This window comes from Streptomyces sp. NRRL F-6676, from assembly GCF_000725625.1.
Lineage (GTDB): Bacteria > Actinomycetota > Actinomycetes > Streptomycetales > Streptomycetaceae > Streptomyces.
Genome location: NZ_KL647084.1, coordinates 1 through 26,137, shown reverse-complemented (window position 1 = coordinate 26,137; position 26,137 = coordinate 1). Strand labels below are relative to the sequence as shown.

The 26,137-nt window shown below is 74.4% G+C and carries 25 protein-coding genes; 15 read left to right on the top strand and 10 right to left on the bottom strand.

What is annotated here, in order from left to right; all coding sequences use genetic code 11:
• Positions 1-206: 206 nt before the first annotated feature.
• The 3 genes from IO29_RS33150 (at position 207) to IO29_RS33140 (ending at position 3,767) form a co-directional block, all read left to right on the top strand.
• Positions 207-701 (top strand): lamin tail domain-containing protein, encoded by a 495-nt coding sequence (locus IO29_RS33150; protein WP_030379057.1) that lies wholly within the window; start codon positions 207-209, stop codon positions 699-701.
• 185 nt (positions 702-886) lie between these two features.
• Positions 887-2,350: an FG-GAP-like repeat-containing protein gene (locus IO29_RS33145; RefSeq protein WP_030379056.1), complete on the top strand. Its 1,464-nt coding sequence runs from the start codon at positions 887-889 to the stop codon at positions 2,348-2,350.
• A 334-nt stretch (positions 2,351-2,684) separates the two neighbouring features.
• Positions 2,685-3,767 (top strand): MGDG synthase family glycosyltransferase, encoded by a 1,083-nt coding sequence (locus IO29_RS33140; protein ID WP_033225158.1) that lies wholly within the window; start codon positions 2,685-2,687, stop codon positions 3,765-3,767.
• Here IO29_RS33140 and IO29_RS33135 read toward each other — a convergent pair.
• Together IO29_RS33135 and IO29_RS33130 are read right to left on the bottom strand one after the other, a co-directional pair.
• A complete protein-coding gene (locus tag IO29_RS33135; protein WP_324608156.1) occupies positions 3,742-4,959 on the bottom strand; it encodes an amidohydrolase in 1,218 nt (405 codons plus the stop codon). The two genes, IO29_RS33140 and IO29_RS33135, sit on opposite strands and share 26 nt — an antisense overlap.
• 127 nt (positions 4,960-5,086) lie before the next feature.
• Positions 5,087-5,815 carry a helix-turn-helix domain-containing protein gene (locus tag IO29_RS33130; protein ID WP_030379053.1) on the bottom strand — a complete coding sequence of 243 codons (729 nt, stop codon included), beginning with the start codon at positions 5,813-5,815 and terminating at the stop codon, positions 5,087-5,089.
• A 168-nt stretch (positions 5,816-5,983) separates the two neighbouring features.
• On the opposite strand from IO29_RS33130, the gene IO29_RS33125 reads away from it, so the two are divergent.
• Complete coding sequence (locus IO29_RS33125) at positions 5,984-6,397, top strand: ATP-binding protein (RefSeq protein ID WP_030379052.1); 414 nt, start codon at positions 5,984-5,986, stop codon at positions 6,395-6,397.
• 173 nt (positions 6,398-6,570) lie between these two features.
• On the opposite strand, the gene IO29_RS33120 is transcribed toward IO29_RS33125, so the two are convergent.
• Positions 6,571-7,407, bottom strand: coding sequence for an SAM-dependent methyltransferase (locus IO29_RS33120; protein ID WP_078618212.1), 837 nt, complete (start codon positions 7,405-7,407; stop codon positions 6,571-6,573).
• On the opposite strand from IO29_RS33120, the gene IO29_RS33115 reads away from it, so the two are divergent.
• Positions 7,376-8,941: a PP2C family protein-serine/threonine phosphatase gene (locus tag IO29_RS33115; RefSeq protein WP_078618202.1), complete on the top strand. Its 1,566-nt coding sequence runs from the start codon at positions 7,376-7,378 to the stop codon at positions 8,939-8,941. The two genes, IO29_RS33120 and IO29_RS33115, sit on opposite strands and share 32 nt — an antisense overlap.
• A gap of 51 nt (positions 8,942-8,992) precedes the next feature.
• Here IO29_RS33115 and IO29_RS33110 read toward each other — a convergent pair whose 3' ends face one another.
• On the bottom strand, positions 8,993-9,583 hold the full coding sequence (locus IO29_RS33110) for a DUF5947 family protein (protein WP_030379049.1): 591 nt from the start codon (positions 9,581-9,583) through the stop codon (positions 8,993-8,995).
• A complete protein-coding gene (locus IO29_RS33105) occupies positions 9,580-10,155 on the bottom strand; it encodes a NifU family protein (RefSeq protein WP_030379048.1) in 576 nt (191 codons plus the stop codon). Before IO29_RS33105 ends, IO29_RS33110 begins: the two co-directional genes overlap by 4 nt.
• A gap of 307 nt (positions 10,156-10,462) precedes the next feature.
• Here IO29_RS33105 and IO29_RS33100 point away from each other — a divergent pair, with 307 nt between their 5' ends.
• Complete coding sequence (locus IO29_RS33100; RefSeq protein WP_078618201.1) at positions 10,463-11,608, top strand: PP2C family protein-serine/threonine phosphatase; 1,146 nt, start codon at positions 10,463-10,465, stop codon at positions 11,606-11,608.
• Positions 11,595-12,194, top strand: coding sequence for a MarR family winged helix-turn-helix transcriptional regulator (locus tag IO29_RS33095; protein ID WP_078618200.1), 600 nt, complete (start codon positions 11,595-11,597; stop codon positions 12,192-12,194). Before IO29_RS33100 ends, IO29_RS33095 begins: the two co-directional genes overlap by 14 nt.
• 15 nt (positions 12,195-12,209) lie before the next feature.
• Here IO29_RS33095 and IO29_RS33090 read toward each other — a convergent pair whose 3' ends face one another.
• The 3 genes from IO29_RS33090 to IO29_RS35840 all read right to left on the bottom strand — a co-directional run bounded on the left by IO29_RS33090 (position 12,210) and on the right by IO29_RS35840 (position 13,985).
• Positions 12,210-12,782, bottom strand: a complete 573-nt coding sequence (locus IO29_RS33090) for a hemerythrin domain-containing protein (protein ID WP_051707497.1) — start codon at positions 12,780-12,782, stop codon at positions 12,210-12,212.
• A gap of 165 nt (positions 12,783-12,947) precedes the next feature.
• Entirely contained in the window at positions 12,948-13,487 is a 540-nt protein-coding gene (locus IO29_RS33085; RefSeq protein ID WP_030379044.1) for a MarR family winged helix-turn-helix transcriptional regulator, read from the bottom strand.
• 90 nt (positions 13,488-13,577) lie between these two features.
• Complete coding sequence (locus tag IO29_RS35840; protein WP_051707496.1) at positions 13,578-13,985, bottom strand: phage holin family protein; 408 nt, start codon at positions 13,983-13,985, stop codon at positions 13,578-13,580.
• 318 nt (positions 13,986-14,303) lie between these two features.
• Here IO29_RS35840 and IO29_RS33075 point away from each other — a divergent pair, with 318 nt between their 5' ends.
• The 8 genes from IO29_RS33075 (at position 14,304) to IO29_RS33040 (ending at position 22,650) form a co-directional block, all read left to right on the top strand.
• The gene (locus IO29_RS33075; protein ID WP_051707495.1) at positions 14,304-15,782 is read left to right on the top strand and encodes an MFS transporter; all 1,479 of its coding nucleotides are present in this window, start codon (positions 14,304-14,306) and stop codon (positions 15,780-15,782) included.
• 9 nt (positions 15,783-15,791) lie between these two features.
• A complete protein-coding gene (locus IO29_RS33070; RefSeq protein ID WP_030379042.1) occupies positions 15,792-16,271 on the top strand; it encodes an SPW repeat domain-containing protein in 480 nt (159 codons plus the stop codon).
• 327 nt (positions 16,272-16,598) lie between these two features.
• The gene (locus tag IO29_RS33065; protein ID WP_030379041.1) at positions 16,599-17,474 is read left to right on the top strand and encodes an SDR family NAD(P)-dependent oxidoreductase; all 876 of its coding nucleotides are present in this window, start codon (positions 16,599-16,601) and stop codon (positions 17,472-17,474) included.
• A 64-nt stretch (positions 17,475-17,538) separates the two neighbouring features.
• Positions 17,539-18,438 carry a DMT family transporter gene (locus IO29_RS33060; RefSeq protein ID WP_030379040.1) on the top strand — a complete coding sequence of 300 codons (900 nt, stop codon included), beginning with the start codon at positions 17,539-17,541 and terminating at the stop codon, positions 18,436-18,438.
• A 4-nt stretch (positions 18,439-18,442) separates the two neighbouring features.
• Positions 18,443-19,351: a polysaccharide deacetylase family protein gene (locus IO29_RS33055; protein WP_078618198.1), complete on the top strand. Its 909-nt coding sequence runs from the start codon at positions 18,443-18,445 to the stop codon at positions 19,349-19,351.
• A gap of 67 nt (positions 19,352-19,418) precedes the next feature.
• A complete protein-coding gene (locus IO29_RS33050) occupies positions 19,419-20,237 on the top strand; it encodes a sigma-70 family RNA polymerase sigma factor (RefSeq protein WP_051707494.1) in 819 nt (272 codons plus the stop codon).
• 212 nt (positions 20,238-20,449) lie between these two features.
• Positions 20,450-21,007, top strand: a complete 558-nt coding sequence (locus tag IO29_RS39905) for a DUF485 domain-containing protein (protein WP_078618197.1) — start codon at positions 20,450-20,452, stop codon at positions 21,005-21,007.
• Positions 21,004-22,650, top strand: coding sequence for a sodium/solute symporter (locus tag IO29_RS33040; RefSeq protein ID WP_030379036.1), 1,647 nt, complete (start codon positions 21,004-21,006; stop codon positions 22,648-22,650). Before IO29_RS39905 ends, IO29_RS33040 begins: the two co-directional genes overlap by 4 nt.
• 166 nt (positions 22,651-22,816) lie before the next feature.
• On the opposite strand, the gene IO29_RS33035 is transcribed toward IO29_RS33040, so the two are convergent.
• A complete protein-coding gene (locus IO29_RS33035) occupies positions 22,817-25,186 on the bottom strand; it encodes a glycoside hydrolase family 65 protein (protein WP_033225198.1) in 2,370 nt (789 codons plus the stop codon).
• Entirely contained in the window at positions 25,183-25,923 is a 741-nt protein-coding gene (locus IO29_RS33030) for a beta-phosphoglucomutase family hydrolase (RefSeq protein WP_030379034.1), read from the bottom strand. Before IO29_RS33030 ends, IO29_RS33035 begins: the two co-directional genes overlap by 4 nt.
• Positions 25,924-26,137 lie beyond the last annotated feature (214 nt).

Genomic DNA, 26,137 nt, shown 5'->3' with positions numbered 1-26,137 from the left:
GAGCACGGGGTGCCCCCTGCTTCTCAGGGGCGCGGGGAACCACGCGGGAAGCCCCACCCGCCCGCACTGCCCGACCAGACCCCACTCCCCGACAAGACTCCCCCGCCACCTGCCGCTTCACATTTTCCGCACTCTCTCGCCACTTTCCCGTCATGCGGCGTGTAGGCTCCATCCGCTTCATCCGCACCATTGAGGGGGGATTCCTCATGCGCAAGCGTCATGCCATCGTCGTGGCCGCCACCGCCGGCAGCCTCGCCGCCGTCATAGCCGCCCCGGCCCAGGCCGCCGAGTACTCGTCGGCGCTGAAGATCCGCGGCGTCCAGTACGACGCGCCGGGCCGGGACTCCAACAGCTGCACGTCGGGCAATACCAAGCAGGAGTACCTGACGATCAAGAACTACTCGAAGACCGCCACGGTCAACCTGAAGAACTACGTCGTGAAGGACGCGACCGGCAACCGGTTCAAGTTCACCGCCAACCACTACCTCCAGCCCGGCGACTACGTGAAGCTGCGCGGCGGCCACGGCAACGACTCCGACGCGGGCAACGTCGTCTACCGCGACAACTGCAACTTCCTCTGGAACAACGACAAGGACACGATCTACCTGTACAAGCCGTCGGGCCCCCGCTCGGACGTGCACGCGTACAGCAAGTCCGCCAACGACCGCGACGGCAACGGGTACATCACCTTCCACAGCTGAGCCGCCGCACCGCCGGCGCCCCCGCCCGCACGCGGTCCGGTCCGGCCCGTCACGCGGAGTTTCCCGTTCCGGCCCAACCATTTCACCTCCTCGTCGGTCTCCTCCTGCGCACACCCGTGACGGCTCCGGCCGGCACACCGGGTGGCGGGGCGGGAAGCACCTTCGGGAAGAGGGAACGGACAGACATGGGCAGAGCCAAGCTGTCGGTGGGGGCCGCCGCGGCCGTGGTCGTGGGGGCGCTGGCGGTGGTCGTACAGCCCGCCGGGTCCGGCACGGCCGTACCGGCCGCCGACGGCGGTGCCGTGGCGCTCGCCGCGGCCGGGGCGGGCGCGGGCAAGGCCGCCGACCTGGACGGCGACGGGTTCGACGACCTCGCGGTCGGCGCGCCCGACGCCGCCGTCAAGGGCCACGCCAGGGCCGGTTACGTGGCGCTGGCCTTCGGCGCCTCCGGCGGCATCCGGGTCGACCGGCACCAGGGGCTCACCCAGTCCCACGCCGGGGTGCCGGGCACCCCGGAGGCCGGTGACCGGTTCGGGTCCGCGCTCGCGCTGGGCGACCTGGACGGCGACGGGTACGCCGACCTGGTCGTCGGCGCGAGCGGCGAGGCCATCGGCGACGTCAAGGGCGCCGGTTCGGTGACGGTGGTCTTCGGGTCGTCCACCGGGCTGTCCGACGAGGCCATCGCCTTCCACTCCCCGGCTGTCACCGCCCGCCAGGGCTTCGGCGGCCGGCTCGCCCTGGGCGACTTCGACCACGACGGGCTGAAGGACCTCGCCGTCGTGGACGGCACGAAGGTCGACGTGCTGCCCGGCGCCAGGAACCTGCGCACGACGACCGCGCCGAAGCTCACCCGGATCACCCCGCCCGGCGGCGGCGCCGGCACGCACGGCATCGAGAGCGGCGACGTCGACGGTGACGGCTACGACGACCTGGTCACCGTCGCCTACTCCGACGACCCGGCCGACGAGGGCACCCTCGGCGTCCTGCCCGGCTCCAGGAGCGGGCTGAAGAGCACACCGCTGGGCCGGAACATCGGCCTGCCGTTCGCGGACTACGACGCCGTGGTCGGGGACGTGGACGGCGACGGCAAGGACGACGTCGTCATCGACACCGGCTTCTCCGACGGCCCCGACGACTATCTCCTGCGGACGTTCCCCGGCGGCACGGGCGGCCTCGACGCGGCGCACGCCGTGGTGTGGGACGGCGGCCCCCACCAGGGCACCGCCGCCGCCCTCGCGGACGTCAACGGCGACGGCCACGCCGATCTGCTGGTCAGCGACACGAGCGCGCCGGACAGCGACGGCTTCTCCCAGGCGGGCGCCGTCACGATCGTGCCCGGCGGCGCCGACCGGCTGGACTCCGCCGCCGCGCGGACGCTCTCCCTGGACACCAAGGGCGTCGTCGGAGTCGCCGAGACGGGCGACCTGTTCGGCGCGGCGCTCGCCCCGGGCGACTACAACGGCGACGGCACCACCGACCTGGCCGTCGGGGCGCGCGGCAAGTGGAAGGGCACCGGCGCGGTGAGCCTGCTCTACGGCGGCGACGGCGGCCTCACCGGCGAGGGCTCGATCCTCTTCGGGCCCGACTCGTTCGGCTACGAGGCGGTCAAGGCGTCCTTCGGCGCGGCCCTGTCCGCCCCGCCGGCCTGAGCCACCCCGCCCGCAGGCACCGGCGGACGCCGGGTGGCGACGTCCAGTTCGTGCGTGGGTGCGGGCGTGGCCGCCGCGTCACCGGATCGGCCGAAAGCGGGTCTTTCAGGGAACGGGGCGGTGAGCCGGGGTCTGCGGGCCGCGCGAGCCCGTTCGGGGCGAAGATCCGCGGTGGTCCCCGTTTGGACGGGAAAGGGCGGGGCAGTCGGCTCCGGTGCGAGTCCCTTCCTCTTCCGTGCCCGGGTCCTCCGCGCCCGGGCGACACGCTGTACGCACCGCCGCCGTACCGCCCCGGGCGGGAGACGGGCGGCGGCTGCTGATCCTGAGCGCGAGCATGGGCGCCGGACACGACACGGTGGCCGCCGAACTCGCCCGCCGGGCCCGGGAACAGGGCCACGAGGCCGAGGTCCTCGACGTCCTCGAACTCCTGCCCTACCACCTGGGCACCGGGCTGCGCGGCTTCTACCAGTCCTCGGTACGGCACTACCCGTGGGCGTACGCCGGTCTGTACCGGCTCTTCCTGCGCCGCGGGTCGGGCAGCAGGCCGAGCGGGGTGCCGCTGGCCCGGCTCGCCGGGGACCGGCTGGCCGAGCGGGTGGCGCGGTTCCGGCCGGACGTGGTGGTGCCGGTGTTCCACCTCGCCGCGCAGCTGACCGGCCATCTGCGCAGCCGGGGCGCGCTGAAGGTGCCGAGCGCGGTGTACGTCGTCGACTTCGCCGTGCACCGGCAGTGGCTGCACCCGGGCAACGACCTCTATCTCTGCCTGACCGACGAGGCCACCGGGGAGGTCCGCGAGGACATCCGCCGGCCCGCCGTGACCACCGGCCCCTGCGTGTCCCCCGACTTCGCCGCGGACTCCCCCGGCGGCTCCCGCGGCGCGGACGCCTGGCGGCAGCTCTTCGAGCGGTACGGTCCCGGCCGGACGCCCGTCGTGCTGTCCTGCGGTGCCTGGGGCGCCGCGACCGGGCTCGCCGCGACGGCCGGACTGCTCACCGGGCGCGGCTGTCTGCCGGTGGTGGTCTGCGGGCGCAACGACCGGCTGCGGCAGGCCCTTTCCGACGTTCCCGGGGTCCTCGCGCCCGGCTGGGTGAGCGACATGCCCGGCCTGCTGCACGCGGCACGCGCGCTCGTGGACAACGCGGCCGGGCAGACCGCCGTGCAGTCGCTCGCCGCCGGGCTGCCGGTGGTCGGCTACCGGCCGATCCCGGGCCACGGCGAGGAGGGCGTACGGCGGATGGCCGCGCTGGGGCTGACGGAGGTGGCGGGCGACGAGCGCGCACTGTGCGAGGCGCTGGACCGGCTGACCGCCGACGGCGAGGCGCGGCGGAGCCGGATCGAGCACGGCCGGACGCTGTTCCGGGACGAGGACCCGCTGGCCCGTCTGCTGGCGCTCACGGAGCGGGTGCGGGCGGGGTAGCGGGTGGCGGCGGGCCCGGTCGGGTGCTGTCGCCGGTGTGGCCGGCCCACGCCCGTTGCCGCAGGCCCTCGTCCAGGAGGACGTCCGCCGCGGTGCACGCCAGCGCCTCGGTCGCCGCGAGCAGCACCTCCCGGCCCCGGTCGGAGGCCGCGGCGGCGGCGAACTCGGGGGTGTGGTCCGAGCCGTCGGATCCCATGATCGCGACGAACGGGTGGATCGCGGGCACCCGGCCGCTGACGTCACCGATGTCGGAGGAGCCGAGGTGGACGCCCGGGGTGGGCGGGGTGAGCTCGATGCCCGCGCGGGCCAGGTGCGCGGCGAACCGGCCGGAGAGCGCGGTGCTGTCGCGGAAGTGCGCGTAGCCCTGGGCGGCGCGCTCGACCTCCACCCGCGTGCCGGTCGCGCGGGCGACGCCCTCCGCGCTGGTGGTGAGGTCGTGCGCGAGGTCGTCGAGCGCGGTGGTGGTGAGCGCGCGCAGCCCGAACAGCCCTTCGGCGTACTCGGGGACGATGTTGGTGGCCGTGCCGCCGTGCGTGACGATCCCCTGCACGTGCGAGCCCTCCGGGAGCCGGCGGCCGGTGACGGCGAGGGTGTTGAAGAGCTGGACGAGGGCGGCGAGGGCGTCGATGCCTTCGGTGGGGTTGCCGGTGGGGTGGGCGGCGCGGCCGTGGAAGCCGACGCGGTACGGGGCCTGGGCGGTGAGGGGTGCCCACTGCCAGTCGTACACCCCCGGGTGGAACATGAGGGCGGCGTCGACGCCGTCGAAGACGCCCGCCTCCACTTCGGTGACCTTGCCGCCGCCGCCTTCCTCGGCGGGGGTGCCGACGGCCAGGACGGTGCCGGGGGTGTCCGCCAGGGCGGCCCTCGTCGCGAGCGCCGCACCGAGGCCGGCGGCGGCGATCAGGTTGTGGCCGCAGGCGTGGCCGAGGCCGGGGAGGGCGTCGTACTCGAGGAGGAGGGCGACGGTGGGGGCGGGGGTGCCGTCCTGGGTGGCCGCGCGGGCGGTGAAGGCGGTCGGGAGGCCGGCGGTGCCGTGTTCGACCGCGAAGCCCTCGCGGTCGAGTTCGGTGGTGAGGAGGGTGGCGGCGCGGTGTTCCCCGAAGGCGTACTCGGGGTCGGCGTGCAGGGTGAGCGCCACGTCCCACAGCCGGTCGGCCCGGCGGGCCACCTCGTCCCGCACGCGTGTGTACACGTCACCGCTCACCTGAACCTCCGGTACTCGATCCGCCGCGTCCCGTCCCGGGTTCCCTCGCCCCCTCCGCCTCTACCCTTCCCGTCCCCGGGGGCTCCGCCCCTCGGCCCCCAGGCCCCCCGCCGCGTCACACCGTGATGCGGCGTCCCGTCGTCTCCACGGGGTCCACCCGGACCCATACCTCCCGCACCCCGCCCGCCCACGGCCCGCTGCGGGCCCGTTCGGACAGCCGGCGCACCGAGCCCGGGTCGGTCACCGCACGGGCGTGCCCCCGGACCAGTACGCTCCACCCCTCGCTCAACGCCTCGTCCACCCGGTCGACCTCGAAGGCGACCGGGTTGCCGACCGCCAGCGCCGGCGTCGTCCCGGGCGCGGTCCGGAAGACGACCGCACCGTCGACGACGCTGTAGTTGACCGGCACCACCACCGGCCCCGACGCCGTGCTCACCGCCAGCCGCCCCACCCCGTGCGAGGCGAGCAGCGCCCGGCACTCCCGCACACTCAGCTCGGTGAACGCGGGGTGGGCGGCCGCCTGGCCCTGCCCCGGCGGCCGCTCGGCCGCACCGCCGGTGAACTCGGTGACCGTCGTCCGCAGCACGTCGGCCAGGCGCAGCAGCACGTTCGTCCCGGGCGCGGCCCCCGCGCTCTCCTCCAGATACCGCAGGTAGTCCGGCGCCATGCCCGCCCGGGCCGCCGCGTCCTCCCGGGTCAGCCCCAGCTCCCGGCGCCGGTGCGCCAGCCGGCGGCCGAGGTCACCGGCGCCCGCGCGCTCCGGGGCGGTCTGCTCGCCGGGCGGCTGCCCGGGAGCGGAGGGGTCCCGGTCGCGGCCGGACGGGGGCTGCTGCTGGTCGGACATGGTGCCTCGCTTCCTTCCGCCGGGCCGCCACCACGGGGCGCGGCCCGGTACGTCCTGCTTCGCTCTGTATTCTCCAGCTTGTCCCAGACGGGTGCGGCCCGCCGCACAGTCATGCGGGCGCCCGGCGCGGGTACCCGTAACCCTGGACGGCACCCGGGGAGGACGACGGTGAACGAATCGCTGCGAGCAGTGGGCTGGGCGCGCTCCCTGCCGATGAGTACCGGCGCGAAAGCCGCCCGTGACTGGACCCGCCGGCATCTGAGCACCCTCGGCTGGACCACCGAGGCGCCGGAGACGGCCGACGCGGTGCTGCTGACCGTCTCGGAGCTGGTCACCAACGCCCATGTGCACGCCCGCAGCAGCGCCCAGCTGGTGCTGACCTGGGACACCCGGTGCCTGCACGTCGCGGTGCACGACTCCTCGCGGGAGCTGCCCGTGGCCCAGCCGCCGAGCGGCGAACGCCTCGGCGGACGCGGCATGTTCCTCGTCGACGCGCTGGCCGACACCCTCCAGACCCGCCCCTGTCCGGACGGCAAGACGGTGATCGCCTGCTTCCGGCCGCCGGGCGCGAAAAAGAACTGAAATCGGCGCGCATATATGCGTGCTGAGGGGGCACCAGCAGATACGACAGGCTCGGCGGCACGCCTACCCCCCCTGGCGGACCGAGCCTCCCGGCCCCGCCGCACCCCCCCTTCGCGGCGGGGCCGACCCTTGTCCGGGCCGGCCCCGGGCGCGGGTCAGGGGTTCGGGAGCGTTCAGCCGTCCTTGCGGCCGACGCCCGCGAACACCCAGTACTCCGAGGGGTTGTCCGGCACGTGGTCGTCCGGGCCGGGGCGCCACAGCGGTACGTGGACCAGGCCCGGGTCGACGAGGCCGAACCCGTCGAAGAGGCCGAGGATCTCCGCCCGCGAGCGGGCGGTGACGGGCGAACTGGCCCGGGAGCGGTACAACTTCCCCACGGCGGCGGCCGTGTCGGGACGGTCCTGGTTGGTGGCGTGCGTCAGCGCCAGCCAGCTCCCCGCGGGCAGCGCGTCACGGAACGCGGCCACTATGCCCGCCGGGTCCTCCTCCGCGGTGACGAAGTGCAGGATCGTGATCATCAGTACGGCCACGGGCCGGTCGAGGTCGATCAGTTCCCGCAGCCGGGGAGAGGCGAGGATGTCGGCGGGGCGGCGGATGTCGCCGTCGACGATGGCCGCGTCCGGGTTGTCGGCCAGCAGCGAGGTGCTGTGCGCGACCGCCACCGGGTCGTTGTCGACGTAGACGACCCGGGCGCCCGGGGCGGCCGCCTGCGCCACCTCGTGGACGTTGCCCTGGGTGGGGATGCCGGAGCCGAGGTCGATGAACTGCCGTACGCCGGAGTCGACCAGGAAACGGACGGCACGGCCCAAGAAGGAACGGTTCGCCCGGGCGAGAGTGCGGACCTGGGGGTCGATGGCCGTGAACGCGGCGAGGGCCTCACGGTCGATGGCGAAGTTGTGCTGGCCGCCGAGCATCGCGTCGTACATACGCGCGACGCTCGCCTTTTCGGGATCTACTCCCTGCGGGAGACCTTCGCCGATGGGCACATCAACTCCTCCGACAGCGAGCATCCTTGACGCAACATCATATAGTTGCCGAGGTTGCGCGGGGAGGCCCGTTCCTGCCGTGCGACCGGCCCCCGGCCCCACCCGGAAAGGCACGATCCTGCGGAACGAAGCACGCGCCCAGCCCGAGCCGGCCCCCGCCGCTCCGCCGGCCCCGCACCGGACGGCCGGTTCCTCTGTGGTTGGTTCGTCCTCCACCGGCCCGTCTCCGGCCGGCCCGTCGGTGGACGGTCTCATCGGTTCCGCGCTCGATCTGCGGCTCACCGGCGGCCATGTCGTGCATGCCCTGACGCCGGAGTTCTGCGACGCGTCCTCGGTGTACCTGCTGGAACGGTGGCTGCAACAGGAGAACGCCTTCCGCACCGCCGACCCGCCGCAGATCGAGGCGCGCCGGCTGGCGATGGGCACGGGCCACCGCTCGGATCCCGACTGGGAGCGCCGACTGCCGCTCGGCGAGGTGGTGGTCTTCCCCCGCGAGACCCCGTACGCCCGCGCGCTCGCCACCGGGCGGCCGCAGGTGCTCGACATGATGGACGACCACACCTCCGAGCGGCTCACCGCCGCCCGGGGCGGCGATCCGCGCGTGCGGGAGGTGCTGCGGTCGGTCTCCCTCCTCGTCGTCCCGCTGCGGCTGCGGGAGGCGGCCGTCGGGGTGATCGTCTGCACCCGGGGGCCGGACCTGCCGCCCTTCCGTGCCGACGACGCCGCGCATGTGGAGGCGCTCGCCGGACGGGCGTGCGTGGCGCTGGACAACGCCCGCCGGTACGAGCACGAGCGGCGCACCGCCCTCGCCATCCGGACCAGCCTGCTGCCGACGACCGCACCGGAGTTCGAGGGCTGCCGGATCGCCCACGGGTACCTGCCGGCGGGGCAGGACACGGTCATCGGCGGCGACTGGTTCGACGTGCTGCCGCGGCCCGGGCACCGGGTCAGCCTCGTCGTCGGGGACGCGATGGGGCACGGGCCGGAGTCGGCGGTCGCGATGATCCAGCTCCGTACGGCCGTCCGGACGCTGGCCGGGTTCGACATCGCGCCGGCCGAGCTGATGCGGCGGCTCGACGCGCTGGCCTGCGACACGCCGGGGGCGTCGTTCGCGACGTGCATGTACGCGGAGTGGGACGCGCGGCGGCACACCTGCACGGTCGTCGCGGCCGGACACCCGCCGCCGCTGATCCGGGGCCCCGACCGGGCCGCCGGGCCGCTCGCGCTGGCCAGTCCGGGGCTGCCGCTGGGGCTGGGGACGGGAACGTACGAGCCGACGGTGGTCGAGGTGTCCGAGCCGACGCTGCTCGTGCTGTACAGCGACGGTCTGGTGGAGTCCCGCCACACCGACATCGACCAGGGCATCGCGCGGCTGGCCCGCGCACTGGACGCGGACGGCCGCCCGACGGTCGGGGCCCGCCCCGTCGACGCGGCGGACGTCACCGGGGCGGACGGCCTGCGCGAGCTGTGCGAGGGCTTGTTGCGGGGGGCGGCGGAGGTGGGCACCGCGGACGACCGCACGCTGCTGGTGGCGGAGCTGACGCCGACGCTCCCCTGACGGGACGGGAGGCGGAGAGTCCCGGTGCCGCGGCCACCGGGCGCACCCCGCTCAGGGCCGCTCGGTGAGTTGCTCGAAGAACTCCTCGACCGCGGGCCGCACCCGGCCGCCGCCGGACAGCCCGCGCCACTCCCGCCGTACGACGGACACCACGCGGAAGCAGTCGTCGATCGGGGTGAGCCAGTGGTGGCTGAGATCCCCGGTGGTGTTGACCAGCAGGGCCTCCACCTCGGGTTCCAGGGTGGCGAGCGCGGGGTGGCCGGCCACCGCGGCCCGCCAGGCGTCCGGGTCGGTCTCCCAGCGGGTGGCACCGGCGGGGCTCGGATAGCGCCCGGTGACGGTGCCGTCCCGGTGGCGGACGAAGAAGGCGAGACCGGCGGGGGCGCCCAGGGCGGCGATGTCGACGGGCGGCAGCCGCAGCCGCCGCTCGGGCACGGGCCGGTAGCGTCCGCCGGCCGCGCCGCCCTCGGCGACGAGGAGGACGCACGAGTCGCACCCGCAGTGCAGTTCCTCCCGCTCGGTGTCGTACAGGTGCCGGTGTTCGGCCGGTACCGGGGCGCCGCACAGGTCGCAGCGTTCGGCGGCCGCCGCCCGCCGGTCGGCGGCGCCGCGGATCACCCGGGCCAGCGCACCCGCCGTCACGGCGACCCCTGCGGTTCGGCGGGCCGCAGGGTGCGCGGTTCGGGCGGGACGAGGGCGGAGTCCCCGGCGGGATCACGCACCCGTTCGACGCCGGACAGTTCCGGCGCGGCGGCGAACAGCGCCTCCCGTACGGCGTCCTCGAGGCCGGCGGTGGTCGAACCGCAGCCCTTGACGTCGAGCCGGACGCGGGCGACGCCGTCGTCGATGCCGGTCAGCTCGATCTCGCCGCCCCGCTCGTGCACGACGGTGCGCAGTCCGTCGACGGCGCGTTCCGCCCGGCGTTCGACCGGGTCGGGGTGCATCTCGTGCAGCACCATCAGATGGCCGAGGAGCGCGTCGTCGGTGAGGCGGGCGGCGAGTGCTTCGTCGGCGAGGTCGAGGACCCGGGCGAGCGCCTCGCCGTAGACCTCGGTGAGCGCCCCCACCGCCTCCATGGCGGCCCGTGCCGTGGGGCCGGGCGCCACCTCGACCCGGCCGAGATGGTCGTCGATGCGGGCCAGCCGCTCCTCGACGGCCGTGTCGTCCAGCCGGCCGACGCCGGGGTCGTGCGGTGCCGTGGTGTGCTCGGCCATGGTCGGTTCCGTCCGTCGGCGGGTGGGTCGTGGGGGGCCTGCCTCCCCCGTGGGCGTGGTCCCGCTGGCGGGTCGCTTCGCGGGCGCGCCGTGCCCCACGCTGGCACCGGGGCGCCGGTCGCGCCCGCTGTCGGCGGCATTGGAGTGAGGGAGGCGGGGCGCGGGGCGTATCGGACACCGGGCCTCGTTTGGGTAACGGAGAGTGCCGCCCGCGGCACCGCCCGAGGACCTTTGCATAGTCTAAAAAGCAAGGGGAATGCCGTCGGAAGGGCGGTTTTCCGGCACGGGTTCCAGCGCGGGAGCAGTCATGGCAGCGAAGCGACCACAGCCCGGCCAGGTCACACTGTCGTGGTTGCCGGTCGCCGTCGTCGTGGTCGTCGTGACCGCCGACGTCCTCGCCGGGCCCGGTGTCGGACTGCTCCCCCTCGTCTCGCTCGGGCCCGCGTTCGCCGGACTGGTCGGCGGCTGGCGGCGCACCACGCTGATCGGGGTGGCGGCGCTGCTGGTGTGCGTGGCCCTCGGGATGTACGACGGGCTGTTCGCGGAGCGCCGCGGCTACGCGGCGATGGCGTCGGTGGCCGGGGTCACCGGTGCCGCGATCGCCGCGGCGGTGATGCGCCGGCGGCGCGAGGCGGAGCTGGCGAGCGTCCGCTCGGTGGCCGAGGTCGCCCAGCGGGTGCTGCTGCGGCCGGTGCCGCTGAGCGCGGGGCCGCTGCGGATCGCGGTGTCCTACACCTCCGCGGTCGCCGAGGCGCACATCGGCGGGGACCTGTACGAGGTGGTCGCCACCCCGCACGGCATCCGCGTCATCGTGGGCGACGTGCAGGGCAAGGGGCTGGCCGCGGTGGAGACGGCGGCCGTGGTGCTCGGCGCGTTCCGCGAGGCCGCGCACGACGAGCCGGACCTGCTCGCGGTGGGCGCCCGCCTGGAGCGCAGCATGGAGCGGGACACCGAGAGCGAGCGGTTCGTGACCGCGATCCTCGGCGAGGTCCGCCCCGACCGCAGCGTCGTCTTCCTCAACTACGGCCATCCGGCGCCGATGGTGGTCCGCGCGGACGGCTCGGTCGACTTCCCCGAACCGCCCGCGTACGCGCTGCCGCTCGGCCTGTCCGGTCACGGCGGGGACCCCGCCGAGCCGTTCCGGGTGGACTTCGCCCCCGGCGAGCAGGTGCTGCTGTACACCGACGGCGTCACCGAGACCCGGGACGCCCGGCGGCGGTTCTACCCGCTGGCCGACCGGGCGGTGCTGTTGAAGGAGAATGACGCCCAGGGTGCCCTGGAGGCACTGCGGGACGATCTGGTGCGTCATGCGGACGGACCGCTCCACGACGACGCGGCCATGCTGCTGCTGCGCTACCGCGCGCACACGACGGCACCGGGCCCGGCCGGCGCGCGGACGGCGGGCGGCGCGGCACGAGGGGAACGAGAGGAAGGGGCCCATGCCCGAGAGTGAGAAGCCGGTGGACGACGGGCTGCCGGCGGGCGACAGGTCGCCGGTGGACGACGGGCTGCCGGAGGGCGACGGGTCGCCGGAGGGCGGCGCGCGGCCGGCGGGGGACGACGACGTGGCGCGTGCGGTGCTGACCGCCTCGCGGCTGCTGGTCGCGGTGTCGGCCCGCTCGCTGGCGGAGGTCGAGGACCGGATCACGCTGCCGCAGTTCCGGATGCTGGTGGTGCTCTCCACCCGGGGCGCCACCAAGCTGGTGGTCCTCGCGGAACTGCTCCAGGTCGCCCCCTCGACCGCGATGCGCATGGTGGACCGGCTCATCGCGGCGGGCCTCGCGGAGCGGCGGGTCAACCCGGGCAACCGCCGCGAGACCCTGCTGACGCTCACCGACGGGGGCAGGCAGGTGGTGGGCCATGTCATGGCCCGGCGCCGCCAGGAGGTCACCGGGATCGTACGGCGGCTCACGCCCGGGCAGCGGGCCGCCCTCATCGAGGCGCTCACTGCGTTCAACGAGGCGGGCGGCGAACCGTCCGCGCCCGCCGTGGAGGGCACGCCGGCGCATCCGCCGGGGTGGGCGGACGTCTCCGCGTAACAGATCCGCGCCCCTTCAGGTCCGCCCGGCCGCGGTTCGACCGCCGAGCGCGTCACGGGCGCGGTCGAGCACCGCGACCGCCGTCCCCACCGTGCCGAGCACCGCCGGGTGCGCCGGCAGGCGGGGGTGGGGCCTGGTGGGGGTGTGCCGGCGGGCGGCCCGCCACCGCCGGGCGAGCCGGGCGTCGTCCCGCTCGGTGAGCCGGGTCTCCAGCCGCGGCCACACCTGGTCCTGCTCATAGGCCAGATGCGTGCGGTTCAGCGCGGCCACCGTCCGTACGCACGCGGTGAACTCCGGGCTGCCGGAGGGGAGGTGGGCCAGTTCGTCGAGCGCCCGCTTCGCCTCGCCCTCCTGCGCCAGCGCCGTACCGGCGAGCGCGCCGCCGTCCTCGCACAGCCTGCGCACCGCGGGCCAGACCACCCGCTCCTCCGCCAGTTCGTGCGCGGACTGGAGGGCGACGAGCCGCCGGGCCAGCCGCTGCCGCCGCCCGGTGTCGGGCTCGGGGGCGCCGGGCCCGCCGGTGAGGTCGTCGAGGAGGCACTGGATGGCGTCGTGGTCGTCCTGGAGCAGGCTCCGCAGCCGGTTCACCGGGGTCCTCCGGCAGGTAGGCACGTGCGCCGTCCCTCCGGGGACCGTACGTCGTCTGGTGTGGGCATTCCGGCTCCCTCTCCCGCGTGAGGCCCCCGGAGTTCCCGGGGCGCCGGGCGCGAAACGTGGACGGGGGAGGCGGGGCCGCCCGGGTACCGGGGCGGGTCAGACGTCGCGGGCGAGTCCGGGCTCGCCCCAGCCCATGGCCTGGGCCTGCGCGTCGTCGGGGACGGGGACGGAGGGCTCGCCGCCCGCCTCGTTGAACGCGGCGAGCGCCTCGACGAGCGCGGACCGGTGCCCGGGGTCCAGCCGCTCGACGATCGACGAGATGGCGGCGCGGCGCCGGGCGACGACGCTCTCGACGGTGCGCCGGCCCTCCTCCGTGAGGGTCAGCAGGGTCTCGCGCCGGCTCTCCGGGTTGACCTCGCGCACGGCGAGCCCCGCGGCGATCAGCCGGTCGATCATGCGCATCGCGGTCGACGGCGCGACCTGGAGCAACTCCGCCAGTGCGACCAGTTTGGTGGCGCCCCGGGTGGAGAGCACGACCAGCATGCGGAACTGGGGCAGCGTCACCCCGTCCTCGACGGCGGCGAGCGAGCGCGCGGAGACCGCCATCAGCAACCGGGAGGCCGCGAGGACCGCCCGGGTCACTCCGTCGACGTCGTCCACGTCCTCGAACCCGGTGTCAGTGTCGCGCTGCGCCATGGGTCCTTTCTATCGCGAGCTAGACGCGGGGCACGCGCCGGGCCAGGGCATACGTCCGCCCCGCGACCGGGGGCGGCCGCCCGGCCCGGGTCAGGGCGCGGGGGTCTCCGGGGCCAGCCGCTCGTGCTCCTTCTCCAGCGCCCGCGCGGTCGCCTCCGCCGTGGCCCGTACGCGGTCGCGCGCGAGGTGGACGAGGCCCGCGCCTCCGGTGGCGTAGGCGCAGGCCAGCACCGCCGCGGCGGCGGTCCTCGGGAGGACCGACTCCGTCGCGCGCAGCAGGGTCTGATGTGCGGCGGCCAGGGTGAGCACGCCGCAGACACCGGCGCCGGCGAAGAGGACGCCCGCCGCCCCGAAACGGCGCAGGCCGGCCAGGGCCTCGTCCCGGATCGCCCGTACCTCACGGCGGGCGAGGTCGGCGGTGTCCTCGGCCAGGCGGGTGGCCGCGTCGCCCACGCCGGAACCGGCGGCGGCGTCGCGGGGTGTCTGGTTGCCTTGCATCGTCGTCCCCTGCCGTTGCTTTCGTTCCGTGGCTTCGTGAGCGGGGTACCCCCGTCCTGGTGCGCGACACGAGGGGTGCGGCCCCCCCATACCCCCGTTCGGTGCGTTGTCGGCTGCCGACCGGTGGGGGCCGGCCGCCCAGTTCCCCGCGCCCCTTAGAACAGGGGGCGCCCCCGTCCTTCAGGGGCGCGGGGAACTGCGCGACGAGCCACAACACACCCGCGGCCGCCGAACGACAGAACCCCCCGAGCTACTGGGCAACCGAACGCACCGCACGCACCGCACGCACCGAACCGCTCGCAGGGAGGAGGTGAGGAGGTGAGGACGCTGAAACGGGAACCGTTCAGGCGGCGCGCGGAGCGCGCGGTCGGCGGGCGCGCCCGCCTCCGCGTGATCACCCTGCTGGCGATGGTCATCGCCCTCGACGGCGCCGACAAGGCGACCGTCTCCGTCAACGCCGACAACCTCGAACAGACCTTCGGCCTCAACCACACCCACATCGGCCTGCTCGTCTCGGCCACCTCCCTGGCCGGCGCCCTGGCCACCCTCCCCGCCGGCGTCCTGACCGACCGCACCACCCGCACCCGCCTCCTCGCCGGCAGCATCGTGCTGTGGTCGGTGGCGATGGTCGGCTCGGCCGTCGCGGGCTCCTTCGGGACGCTCCTGGCGGCCCGGGTCGGCCTCGGCGTGGTCACGGCCACGGCGGGCCCCGTCGTCGCCTCCCTCGTCGGCGACTACTTCCCCTCCGGCGAACGTGCCCACCTGTACGGCTACATCCTCGCCGGCGAACTGTTCGGCACCGGCTTCGGCTACGTGGTGTCCACCAACATCGCGGCGCTGCTGTCCTGGCGGATCTCGTTCGCCTGGCTGGCCCTGCCGGGCGCGCTGCTGGCCTGGCTGCTCGCCCGGCTCCCGGAGCCACGGCGCGGCGGCCGCGGCCAACTGGCCCGCGAGGAACAGCAGTCGCCCGCCGCACCGGGCGCCGCACCCGCGACCGGTTCCTCCGCCCGCGCCGTCGTACGCACCGCCCGCAGCGAGCCACGCCCCGAGCAGGTGCTGCGGGAGGACCCGCGGACCATGTCGGCGCACCGTGCGTTCGCCCACATCCTGCGCATCCGCACGGTGCTGCTGATGATCGCCGCCTCGGCGCTGGCGTACTTCTTCTTCGCCGGAGTGCGGTCCTTCGGCATGCTGTTCGTGACGCATCACTACGGGGTCGGCCGCAGTACCGCCAGCGGGCTGGTCGTCGTGATCGGCGCGGGCATCCTGGCCGGTCTCGTGGCCGGCGCCCGGCTGCCGGACGTGGCGCTGCGGCACGGTCACGCCAGTGGCCGGGTACTGGTGCCGGCGGTGGCGCTGCTCGCCGCCGCGCCGGTGTTCGCGCCGGGGATCCTGACGAGTTCGGCACTGATCGCCGTGCCGCTGCTCGCCGTCGGGGCGGGGCTGCTGGCCGCCGCGAACCCGCCGCTGGACGCGGCCCGGCTGGACATCGTGCCGCCGGGGCTGTGGGGCAGATCGGAGGCGGCCCGCACGCTGACCCGGTCGGCCGCCGAAACGACCGCCCCGCTGCTGTTCGGTTTCCTGTCGTCGGACGTGTTCGACGACAGCGGCAGCCGCACCGAGGGCCTTCGGATGGCCTTCCTGGTGTGCCTGGCCCCGCTGCTCGCGGCCGGTCTGCTGAGCCTGGTGGCACTGCGGACATATCCGCGCGACGTCGCCACCGCGCTGGCCTCGGCGGACGCGGAGGCCACCGGGAAGAAGACCGGGGGAAGGGTTCAAGGCCGCGAAGCGGGATAGTCCATACGAATGAGTACGATTTCGACCAGAACTTCCTCCGACCTCGAGCGCTCCCCTGTCCCGAGCCGGATCGGCAGGGTCGAGGGGCCCGGCGCGAAGGGGCTGCACGACGTTCCGCTGAGCGTGCTGATGATGCTGGCCGGTATCTGGCTGTTCATCTGCATGTGGGCGCTGGGGTATCCGGACACCCTGGCCAACGACCCCCACCTCGTGGAGATGGGCGCCGGGGTCATCGTCTTCCTCGCCGGCCTGGTCCGGATCTCCCGCGCACGCGGCAAGGCGACCGATCTGCTGGTCCTCGCGGTCGGGGTGGGCCTGATCTTCTCCGGCTTCTTCGGCGGCTTCGGCGCGGCGGTCATCCGCTGGGACCAGGTCGCGACGGGGTGCGTCCTGGCACTCCTCGGCCTCGTCGGCGTCATGCTCGCGGAACGAGCGGGTTCCGCGCAGCGGGACGGTTCCGCGCAGCGGGACGCCAAGGGCGCGTCATAGCTCGGGGCCGCGGGTGGATCGGCGGCTGCCGGCCGTGGGCGGCTTGCGGCGCGGTTCCCCGCGCCCCTCGAAAGCAGGGGGCGCCCCTGGCCTACAGGCGCGCGGGGAACCGCGCGGGCGACCACAACGCACCGGCACCCGCCAACACACCCCCCACCCCCAGAGCTCCGAGGCGCACCCCCACGCGCCCCATTCGTACGGACTCGCGCACGTTTCGGAGACAGCCCGCGCGGATACTCCATGACCGCCCGCTCCCGTCCGCGCACCGCTCCCGGCCGCCGGCCGGTACCCCCCCCCGGTGTTCGCTCTCCCCGCAGAGGTCGCCCCATGGCTCACGCCTTCTCCCGCGTCCCCTCGTACGCACATGACACCTCCTCCCCCGTTGCCGAGGTGCCGACGGGTGTGCCGGGCGCGGAGCCCCGGATGGTGCGGCGGCCGGCCGACGGGGAGCGGGTCTGCCCGGGAACGGCCCTGGTGACGGGCGCCTCCTCCGGCATCGGCGCCGCCGTCGCGCAGCGCCTGGCGGCCGACGGCTGGCACCTCGTGCTGAACGGCCGCGACCCCCAGCGGCTCGCCCGGGTGGCCGACGCCACCTCGGCCGCCGTCTTCCCCGCCGACCTCTCCCGCCCCGGCGCCGGACACCGGCTCGCCGACTTCGCGCTGGACGCGGCCGGCGGCCGGGTGGACCTGCTGGTCGCCGGGGCGGGCATCGGCTGGGCGGGTGACTTCGTCACCATGCCCCCGGGCTCCATCGACAAGCTGTTCGACGTGGACGTCCTGCCCGCGATGCACCTGGTACGGCGGTTGCTGCCGGGCATGGTGGAGGCCGGTTCCGGGCGCGTGGTGCTGGTCGGTTCGGTGGCCGGGGTGCTGGCCGTGCGTCAGGAGGCCGTCTACTCCGCCGCCAAGGCCGCGCTCGCCGCGTTCGCGGACGCGCTGCGCTACGAGCTGTACGGCACCGGCGTCGGCGTCAGCCATGTCGTACCCGCCGTGGTGGACACGCCGTTCTTCGAACGGCGGGGCATGCCGTACGTACGGTCGCGTCCCCGGCCGGTGCCGCCGGAGAAGGTGGCCGACGCGGTCAGCGCCGCGGTGACGCGGGGCCGGGACGAGATCTACGTTCCCGGCTGGCTGCGGCTGCCGGCCCGTATCCGGGGGACCGCCCCCGCCGTCTACCGGCGGCTCGCCGCCCGCTTCGGGTGAGCCGCCGCAGTCGTCGCAGCTGTCGGAGTCGCCGGAGTAGTCGGAGTCGTCGAGGAGTCACGGGGTGAACGCGCTCACCGTCGTCCTGGCCCTGCTCGCGGCCCTCGCCAACGCCACGGCCTCGGTGCTGCAACGGCGCGCGGCGACCGACGAAGAGGATTCCGGCGGCGGCGTGAGGCATGCCGCGCACTGGATGGCGCATGTCCTGCGCCGCCCGTTCTGGCTGGCCGGCTCGGCGCTGCTGGCGGTCTCGACCGTGCTCCAGGCCGCCGCGCTCACCGTGGGCAGCCTGTCCCTCGTCCAGCCCCTGCTCGCCGCCGAACTGCTGTTCACGCTGGCCGTCGGCAGCATCGTCTTCCATCACACGCCGAACCGGCGCACCTGGCTCGCCTTCGTGGCCCTCGCCCTCGGTCTGGCCCTCTTCCTCGGCTCGGCGGCGCCGACCGAGGGGCGCTCCAGCGCCACCCCGGGCCGCTGGCTCCTTGCCGGGGTGGCCGCGTTCGCGGCCGTCGTCGCCCTCGTCGTCGTCGCCCGGCTGGCCAGGGGCTCCGCCCGGGCCGCGCTGCTCGCGCTGGCCTCGGCGGTCTCCTTCGCGACCACCGCCGCGCTGATGAAGGAGGTCACCGGGCGGATCGGCGACGTGGGTGCCGGGATCTTCGCGACCTGGCCGCTGTACGCCCTGGCGGTGGCCGGGCTCACCGCGTTCGTCCTGCTCCAGGGCGCCTTCCGGGCCGGCAGTCTGACGGCCTCCCAGCCCGCGCTGACCCTCGGCGACGCGCTGACCAGCGTGGCGCTGGGCTGGGCACTGTTCGACGAGCACATCGGGCTCGGGCTGCGGCTCTTCCCCGAGATCATCGGCATCGCGCTCATCGGCGCGGGCACCCTCGGGCTGGCGCACGCCACCTCGCAGACCGAGTCCTGGGACGCGCGACAACCGCAGCACACCACGACAGAGAGGCGCTGAGAGCATGAGCCGCAGGTCCGCCCCCGTCTCCGTCCGGCGCGCGGCGCTCCCGCCGGCGCCCTTCCGCCCTGCCGCCGCCCTGGCCGCCGTCCCCCTCGCGGTCACCGCCGCGGTCACCGCCGCGGCCGCCGCCCACATCGTCCCGGCCGCCACCTGGCTGCCGGGGCTGCGGCGCCGCTGCTTCCCCCGGCTCGCGGGGATCGGGGACCCCCGTCACGTCGCCCTCACCTTCGACGACGGCCCCGACCCGGCCTCCACCCCGCTCTTCCTCGACGCCCTGGACGAACTGCTGGTGCGTGCCACGTTCTTCGTCCTGGGCGAGAGCGTCGTACGCCATCCCGAACTGGTCCGCGAGACGGCCCGCCGGGGGCACGAACTGGCCGTGCACGGCTGGACGCACGACCGGCCCTGGCTGCCCGCCCCCGTCCGGGACGCGCGCGGGGTGGCGCGGGCGGCCGAGGCGGTGGCCGACGTCACCGGCAGGCGGCCCTTCTGGTACCGGCCGCCGTACGGAATCCTCACCTCCGGACGCTGGGCGGCGGCCCGGCGGGCGGGGCTGCGCCCGGTGCTGTGGTCGGCGTGGGGCAGGGACTGGACGGCGGACGCCACCGCGGACTCGGTACGCGGAACCGTCGAGGACGGGCTGCGCGGCGGCGGCACGGTGCTGCTGCACGACACGGACCGGACCGCGGCCCCGGACTGCTGGCGGGCGACCCTCGCCGCCCTCCCCGGCCTGGTCACCGACTGCCGGCGCGCGGGCCTGACCGTGGGCCCGCTCGGGGACCACGGCCTCGGCACGCCTCTCTCGTCCCTCTCCTCCCCCTCGTCTCCCTCGTCTCCCTCGTCTCCCTCGTCTCCCTCGGCGAAGAGGTCACGGGATTCACAGGAGTCACACAGCATCACCGTTCCGTAACCTTTGCATAGGGCAAAAGAGCTCGGGAACCCGTCCTTCTCCGACAGATACAGGGACGGATACACACATGACCGACACCCGAGCCCCCCACCGCTCGCCAGTCACCGCAGAACGCCCGGACGACCCGGCCCCCTCACCGGAGCGCTCCGCGGAGGAGGACCTCGTGCACCGGATGGCCGGCTGCCCCGAGGGTCCCGAGCGCGACCGGCTGCGCGAGTCGGCGATCGTCGCCTTCCTGCCCATGGCCCGCCGGATCGCCCGGCGCTACGGCAGCCCGGCCGAGAGCCGCGAGGACCTCTACCAGGTGGCGTGCCTCGGCCTGGTCAAGGCGGTCGACCGCTTCGACCCCGGCCGCGGCCACGCCTTCCTGTCGTACGCCGTGCCGACCATCGACGGCGAGCTCAAGCGCTATCTCCGGGACCACACCTGGGAGTTGCACGTCCCCCGCCGGGTGCAGGAACGGCACCGCAGGGTCCGGCGCGCACAGGAGGAGCTGCGCCGCTCGGGGTACGCGCAGGGCGGCACCGTCGGGGACATCCGGCGGCTCACCGGGATGGACGAGGACGACATACGCCAGGCCCTGCGGGCCGACCAGTCGCGCAACCCGCTCTCCATCGACGAGCGGCGCGGCCCGGACCGCGGCGCCTCGCTGGCCGAGACGATCGGCGGGGACGACCCGGCGCTCGACCTCGTCACCGATCTGGTGGCCCTGCGCGCCCTCATCCCCCAGCTTCCGGACCGTGAGCGGGACGTGCTGAAGCTGTACTTCCTCAATTCCCTGACGCAGCGTCAGGTCGCGGACCGCATCGGGGTCTCGCAGATGCACGTGTCCCGGCTGCTGAGCCGGACCTGTGCCTATCTGCGGCAGAATCTGCTGGCGTGCTGAGGGCGGTCCCCGCCTTCCCCCACGACTCTCCTTTCACTGGTCTCACAGGGGCAACACCCGAGGTCAGCGGGGTGTGACGGTCCGCCCCGAGTTCCCGGAAAACGGCCCGCGGCGCGGATCGCGGCGGATAGCGTGCGAAAACCCGCTCCCCCGCTTCCCTCCCCCCACGGCCCGCACCCGCCGGGCCTCATCGAGCCGCAAGGAGAACCGGGATGTCCCACGACCCGTCCGCGCCGTCGTCCTCGGCGTACCCCTCGTATCCGGTCCCGCCGCCGCACATCCCGAGCTGGTCGGCCGCCGCCCTCCCCCACCCCTGGCCACTGGACGAGGACCCGGAGGAGGAGACCCCGCGGAGCGCACCGCACGGGCACGCGGCCGACACCGACCGGGACTTACCGACCCGCCCCTTACGCCGGGCGTTACCGTCCCCGGCGCGCGGGCACCACGGCGACCTCCGGCTGCTGCGCCGCGCCTACCGCAGGCAGCGCCGGGTCGCCACCCTCGCCGCCCTCGGCTACTTCGTCGTCTTCCTCCTCCTCTCCGCGTACGAGCCGTCCGTGATGACCCGCCCCGTCACCGGGGGCCTGTCGACGGGACTGCTGCTCGGCCTGGTCCAGGTCCCGGTCACCTGGCTCGCGATCCTGCTGTACGAGGGCACCGCCCGCCGTTACGTCGACCCGCTCGCCGCCCGCGTACGGCGCCACACCCCGCCCGATCCCCTGGCCGGGACCCCCGAGGGGCCCGCCGTCTTCCGGGAGCCGGGACGATGACCGAGTTCGACGGCTCCGCCCAGTCCTGGTCCCTGGTCGCCTTCTGCGCCGTCGTCACCGTCACCCTGCTGCTGTGCGTGATGACCGGACCCGACCGCGACGACCTCGCCGAGTTCTACACCGGCTACCGCTCGCTGTCCCCGCTGCGCAATGGGCTCGCCATCGCCGGCGACTACATCTCCGCCGCCACCGTGCTCACCATCGGCGGGGTGATCGCGCTGTGCGGCTACGACGGTGTCGTCCTGGCGCTGAGCATGACGCTGTCGCTGATGCTGCTGATGTTCCTGCTGGCCGAACCGCTGCGCAACACCGGGCGGTTCACCCTGGGCGACGCGCTGTCCCGGCGTATGCCGGGCCGGTCGGTGCGGATCACCACCTGCGCGGTGACCCTGATCGCGCTGCTGCCGATGATGCTGGTGCAGCTCGCCAGTACCGGTCAGCTCCTCGCGTACATCCTGGGGTTCACCGGGAGCGCGATGAAGACCGGCTGCGTCGTCGGGGTCGGCGCGCTGATGATCAGCTACGCGGCCATCGGCGGCATGAAGGGCACCGCCCTCATCCAGCTGCTGAAGATGGTGATGCTGCTCGGCTCGGGTGCCGTCGTCGCCGTCCTCGTGCTGCGTGCCTTCCACTGGGACCCGGGGGCGCTGTTCACCGCCGCCGCGGGCCGCAGCGGGGCGGGGCAGGCGTATCTGCGGCCCGGGTTGCAGTTCGCCGGGGGCGACCATCCCAAGCTGGACATGCTCAGCACCCAGCTGACCATCGTGCTGGGCGGGGCGTGTCTGCCCCATGTGACCATGCGGATGTACACCGCGAGCAGTGCCCGGCAGGTGCGGCGGTCCATGTCGTGGGCGGTGGCCTCGGTCGCGCTCTTCGCCGTCGTGATCACCGTGGTGGGCGTGGGGGCCACCGCGTTGGTCGGCAGGCAGGGGCTCGCCGCGGCCGATCCGCGCGGCAACACGGCGTATCTGCTGGGTTCGCGGGCCGCGTTCGGGGCGCATCTGTCGCGTCCGGAGACGCTGCTGTTCACCACCGTCACGACGGCGATCTTCCTGACGCTGCTCGCCTCGGTGGCCGGCATGATCCTCGCCTGCGCCAACTCCATGGCCCATGACGTGTTCGCCACGCACGCGCGGCGGCCGACTCCGCAGCGGGAGACGGTGGTCGCGCGGGTGTGCGCGCTGGTGGTGGGCGTGCCGGCGATCCTGCTCGCCACGCTGGTGCAGGACCGCAGCCTCCAGCCGCTGGCGACGGCGTCCTTCTGCGTGGGCGCGTCCGCGCTCGCGCCGGCGCTGGTGTACGCGTTGTTCTGGCGCCGGTGCACGCGGGCCGGGCTGCTGTGTGCGTTGATCGGGGGGACGGTGGCGGTGCTGGTGCTGATGCCGGGGACGAGTCTGGTGTCCGGGTCGCCGACGGCGGCGTTCCCCGGGCTGGACTTCCACTGGTTCCCGTTCACGACGACGGGGGTGGTGTCGATTCCGGCGGGGTTCGTGTGCGGGTGGCTGGGGACGGTGCTGTCGGGGCGGTCCCGGAAGGACCGCCAACGGCGGCTCTACGACAGGGTCGAGCCGCGCATCCTGGCCGGCACGGCCTTCCCCCGTCCCCGTGCCGGGGCTCCGCCGGTTCCGAGGGGCGCCTCATAGCTCGGGGGGTTCTGTCGTACGGCGGGTGCGAGTGGGTTTGTGGTCGTTCGCGCAGTTCCCCGCGCCCCTTGAAAGCAGGGGGCGCCCCCCTGGCTTTTAGGGGCGCGGGGAACTGCGCGACAAGCCACGGCGCACCCGCACTCGCCGAACGACGAAGACCCCCGAGCTATGAGGCGCCCTGGCCCTCCGATGCCGTCGCCCGGTGGGGGCGGCGGTGGGTCGGCTGGGGCGGGGACGGAACCGGCTTCAGCGGGGGGACCTCACGCCGGCTGACCTTGTCCATCTCCACCGTCAGCGGCTCGCCGTGATGGTGGATGACCAGCGGCTCGCCGCTGAGGAGCGTGTATGCCGCCACCCCCCGCTCGATCGACACCCGCACCCTCCGCCCCAGCAGTTCCAACGTGAACGCCAGCCGCCGAAACGTCTCCGGCAGCCGGGGTGCGAACTGCAACGTCCCCCCGTGGTGCCGCATCCCGCCGAACCCCGCCACGAGCACCATCCACGTCCCGGCGAGCGAGGCGATGTGCAGCCCGTCGCGCGTGTTGTGCTCCAGGTCGTGGAGGTCCATCAGCGCGGCCTCGTGGAGATAGTCGTAGGCGAGCGACATGTGGCCCGCCTCGGCCGCGATGACCGCCTGCGTGCACGCCGACAGGGACGAGTCGCGCACGGTGAGCGGCTCGTAGTAGGCGAAGTTGCGCGCCTTGTGCTCGGCGTCGAAGAACGCGCTGCACGTGTACATCGCGAGCACCAGGTCGGCCTGCTTGACGACCTGTTTGCGGTACAGGTCGAAGTAGGGGAAGTGCAGCATCAGCGGGAACTGGTCGGGGCGGGTGGCCGCGAAGTCCCAGCGCTGGTAGCGGGTGAACCCGGCGTGCTGTTCATGGACGCCGAGTTCGTGGTTGTACGGGATGTGCATGGCCTCGGCGGCGTCGCGCCAGGCGGCGCTCTCCTCGTCGTCGACGCCGAGCGCGGCGGCCTGCCGCGGATGCCGCTCGGCCGCGTCGGCGGCGGCCACCAGGTTCATCCGCGCCATGAGGTTGGTGTACGTGTTGTCGTCGGCGACGGCGCTGTACTCGTCAGGGCCGGTGACGCCGTCGATGTGGAAGGCGCCCCGGTGGTCGTGGTGACCGAGGGAACGCCACAACCGGGCGGTCTCCACGAGGAGTTCGACGCCGGTGTCGCGTTCGAACCGCTTGTCGCCGGTGGCGGCGGTGTAGCGCACGACGGCGTCGGCGATGTCGGCGTTGACATGGAAGGCGGCGGTGCCGGCCGGCCAGTACGCCGAACCCTCCTCACCCGCGATGGTGCGCCAGGGGAACGCGGCGCCGCGCAGCCCGAGTTGGGCGGCGCGCTCGCGCGCGGCGGGCAGGGTGTTCTGCCGCCAGCGCAGCGCCTCGGCGACCGCCTCGGGCGAGGTGTAGGTGAGCAGCGGCAGGACGAAGGTCTCGGTGTCCCAGAAGGCGTGGCCGTCGTAGCCGGAGCCGGTCAGCCCCTTGGCGGGGATGGCCCGCTGCTCGGCCCGCGCCCCGGCCTGGAGCACGTGGAAGAGGGCGAACCGCACGGCCTGCTGGATCTGTTCGTCGCCGTCGACCTCGACGTCCGAGCGGGCCCAGAAGTCGTCGAGGTACTCCCGCTGTTCCTCGACCAGGCCCTGCCAGCCGCGGATCGTGGCGGCGGCGAGCGCGGCGTCGACCTGGTCGCTGACGGCCGGCAGCGAACGGGTGCTGGACCAGCCGTAGGAGACGAGCTTGTCCACGCGCAGGCTCTCGCCGGGCGCGAGCACGGAGGCGATGGTGAGCCGGGCCAGGTCCTCGGTGGACTCGCACTCGGTGGCGGTCTCCTCGGGTCCGGTGACCCGGTGGTCGGCCGCGGCGGCGACCCGGAGCCGGCTGCGCCGGGTGCGGTGCACGAGCCGCAGCCGGGTGCCCTTGGCGAAGTGGGTCTCCGCCTCCAGCGGCGACTCCAGGGCGACGGCGGCCCGCGGGTCCCCGTTGTGGCCGGGCAGCTGCTCGTTGGTGACCAGTTCCGACTGCACGACGATCCGGGCGCGGCTGTCGACGGCCGCCACCTCGAAGGAGACCGCGGCGATGGCCCGCTGGGTGAACGACACCAGACGGCGGGAGCGGATGCGGACGGTGGTGCCGGCCGGGGAGGTCCACTCGCAGGTGCGGGTGAGCAGGCCGGTGCGCAGGTCGAGGACGCGTTCGTGGGAACGCAGCCGTCCGTAGCGCACGTCGAACGGCTCGTCGTCCACCAGCAGTCGCAGTATTTTGCCGTTGGTGACGTTGATGACGGTCTGCCCCGACTCCGGGTAGCCGTAGCCGGCCTCGGCGTACGGCAGCGGGTGGGACTCGTAGACGCCGTTGAGATAGGAGCCGGGCAGTCCGTGCGGCTCGCCCTCGTCGAGGTTGCCGCGCCAGCCGACGTGCCCGTTGGACAGCGCGAACACCGACTCGCTCTGCGGGAGCACGTCCGCGTGCAGCCCGCGTTCGCGCAGGCACCAGGGCTCGACGCCGTAGGAGGTGTGCGTGATCACGCCCACCTCCCCAGGTCGGTGAGGTCCTCGACGACGACGTCGGCGCCGTGGGCGCGCAGGGCGTCGGCCTGGCCGACCCGGTCGAGGCCGACGACGTAGCCGAAGTGTCCGGAGCGGCCCGCGTCCATGCCGGCCAGGGCGTCCTCGTAGACGGCGGCGGCCTTCGGCGGGACGTCCAGGTCCTGGGCGGCGGCGAGGAAGGTGTCCGGGCGGGGCTTGCCGGGCAGGCCGCGTTCGGCGGCGACGACGCCGTCGATGCGGACGTCGAAGAGGTGTTCGGCGTTGATGGAGCGCAGTACGTCACGGCAGTTGGCGCTGGAGGAGACGACGGCGGTGCGCAGACCGGCGGCGCGGACCTTGTCGAGATAGCGGAGGGTGCCGTCGTAGGCCTCGACGCCCTGGGTCCGGATCAGTTCGAGGAGGAGTTCGTTCTTGCGGTTGCCGAGGCCGTGCACGGTCTCCCGGTCCGGCGGGTCGTCGGGATCACCCTGGGGGAGGTGGATGTCGCGGGAGGCGAGGAAGGTGCGGACGCCGTCGGCGCGGGGGCGGCCGTCGACGTATTCGTCGTAGTCGGCGCCCTTGTCGAACGGCCGGAAGCCCGTGCCGTCGCGTTGCCGCAGATATTCGTCGAACGTCTGTTTCCATGCGGCGGCGTGGACGACGGCGGTCCGGGTGATGACTCCGTCGAGGTCGAAGAGGCAGGCCTGGATGTCGTCCGGGAGACCGAGCTCCGTCACGCGTTCAGTCATACGGGACAGCTTCCCTTCGTGGTGCGGAACAGGGGGCGGGGTGGGGGGTGTGTGTCGAGTGCCACATTCCCCGGCGTCGCCGGGGTACCCGGGGTGCATGAGCGATGTCGTGGACTCGGACGAACTGCTGCGGAGGATTCAGCGGGCGCGGGGGTGGGCGGAGGAGCAGGAACGGGTGTGGAAGGGGAGGGGGGAGGAGGGG

Bases quoted from the DNA above. Each gene is read 5' to 3' on its own strand.
- IO29_RS33150 (WP_030379057.1), top strand. From the start codon at position 207: ATGCGCAAGCGTCATGCCATCGTCGTGGCCGCCACCGCCGGCAGCCTC.
- IO29_RS33145 (WP_030379056.1), top strand. From the start codon at position 887: ATGGGCAGAGCCAAGCTGTCGGTGGGGGCCGCCGCGGCCGTGGTCGTG.
- IO29_RS33140 (WP_033225158.1), top strand. From the start codon at position 2,685: ATGGGCGCCGGACACGACACGGTGGCCGCCGAACTCGCCCGCCGGGCC.
- IO29_RS33130 (WP_030379053.1), bottom strand. From the start codon at position 5,815: ATGTCCGACCAGCAGCAGCCCCCGTCCGGCCGCGACCGGGACCCCTCC.
- IO29_RS33115 (WP_078618202.1), top strand. From the start codon at position 7,376: ATGGGCACATCAACTCCTCCGACAGCGAGCATCCTTGACGCAACATCA.
- IO29_RS33120 (WP_078618212.1), bottom strand. From the start codon at position 7,407: ATGCTCGCTGTCGGAGGAGTTGATGTGCCCATCGGCGAAGGTCTCCCG.
- IO29_RS33105 (WP_030379048.1), bottom strand. From the start codon at position 10,155: ATGGCCGAGCACACCACGGCACCGCACGACCCCGGCGTCGGCCGGCTG.
- IO29_RS33100 (WP_078618201.1), top strand. From the start codon at position 10,463: ATGGCAGCGAAGCGACCACAGCCCGGCCAGGTCACACTGTCGTGGTTG.
- IO29_RS33095 (WP_078618200.1), top strand. From the start codon at position 11,595: ATGCCCGAGAGTGAGAAGCCGGTGGACGACGGGCTGCCGGCGGGCGAC.
- IO29_RS33085 (WP_030379044.1), bottom strand. From the start codon at position 13,487: ATGGCGCAGCGCGACACTGACACCGGGTTCGAGGACGTGGACGACGTC.
- IO29_RS35840 (WP_051707496.1), bottom strand. From the start codon at position 13,985: ATGCAAGGCAACCAGACACCCCGCGACGCCGCCGCCGGTTCCGGCGTG.
- IO29_RS33070 (WP_030379042.1), top strand. From the start codon at position 15,792: ATGAGTACGATTTCGACCAGAACTTCCTCCGACCTCGAGCGCTCCCCT.
- IO29_RS33065 (WP_030379041.1), top strand. From the start codon at position 16,599: ATGGCTCACGCCTTCTCCCGCGTCCCCTCGTACGCACATGACACCTCC.
- IO29_RS33055 (WP_078618198.1), top strand. From the start codon at position 18,443: ATGAGCCGCAGGTCCGCCCCCGTCTCCGTCCGGCGCGCGGCGCTCCCG.
- IO29_RS33050 (WP_051707494.1), top strand. From the start codon at position 19,419: ATGACCGACACCCGAGCCCCCCACCGCTCGCCAGTCACCGCAGAACGC.
- IO29_RS39905 (WP_078618197.1), top strand. From the start codon at position 20,450: ATGTCCCACGACCCGTCCGCGCCGTCGTCCTCGGCGTACCCCTCGTAT.
- IO29_RS33040 (WP_030379036.1), top strand. From the start codon at position 21,004: ATGACCGAGTTCGACGGCTCCGCCCAGTCCTGGTCCCTGGTCGCCTTC.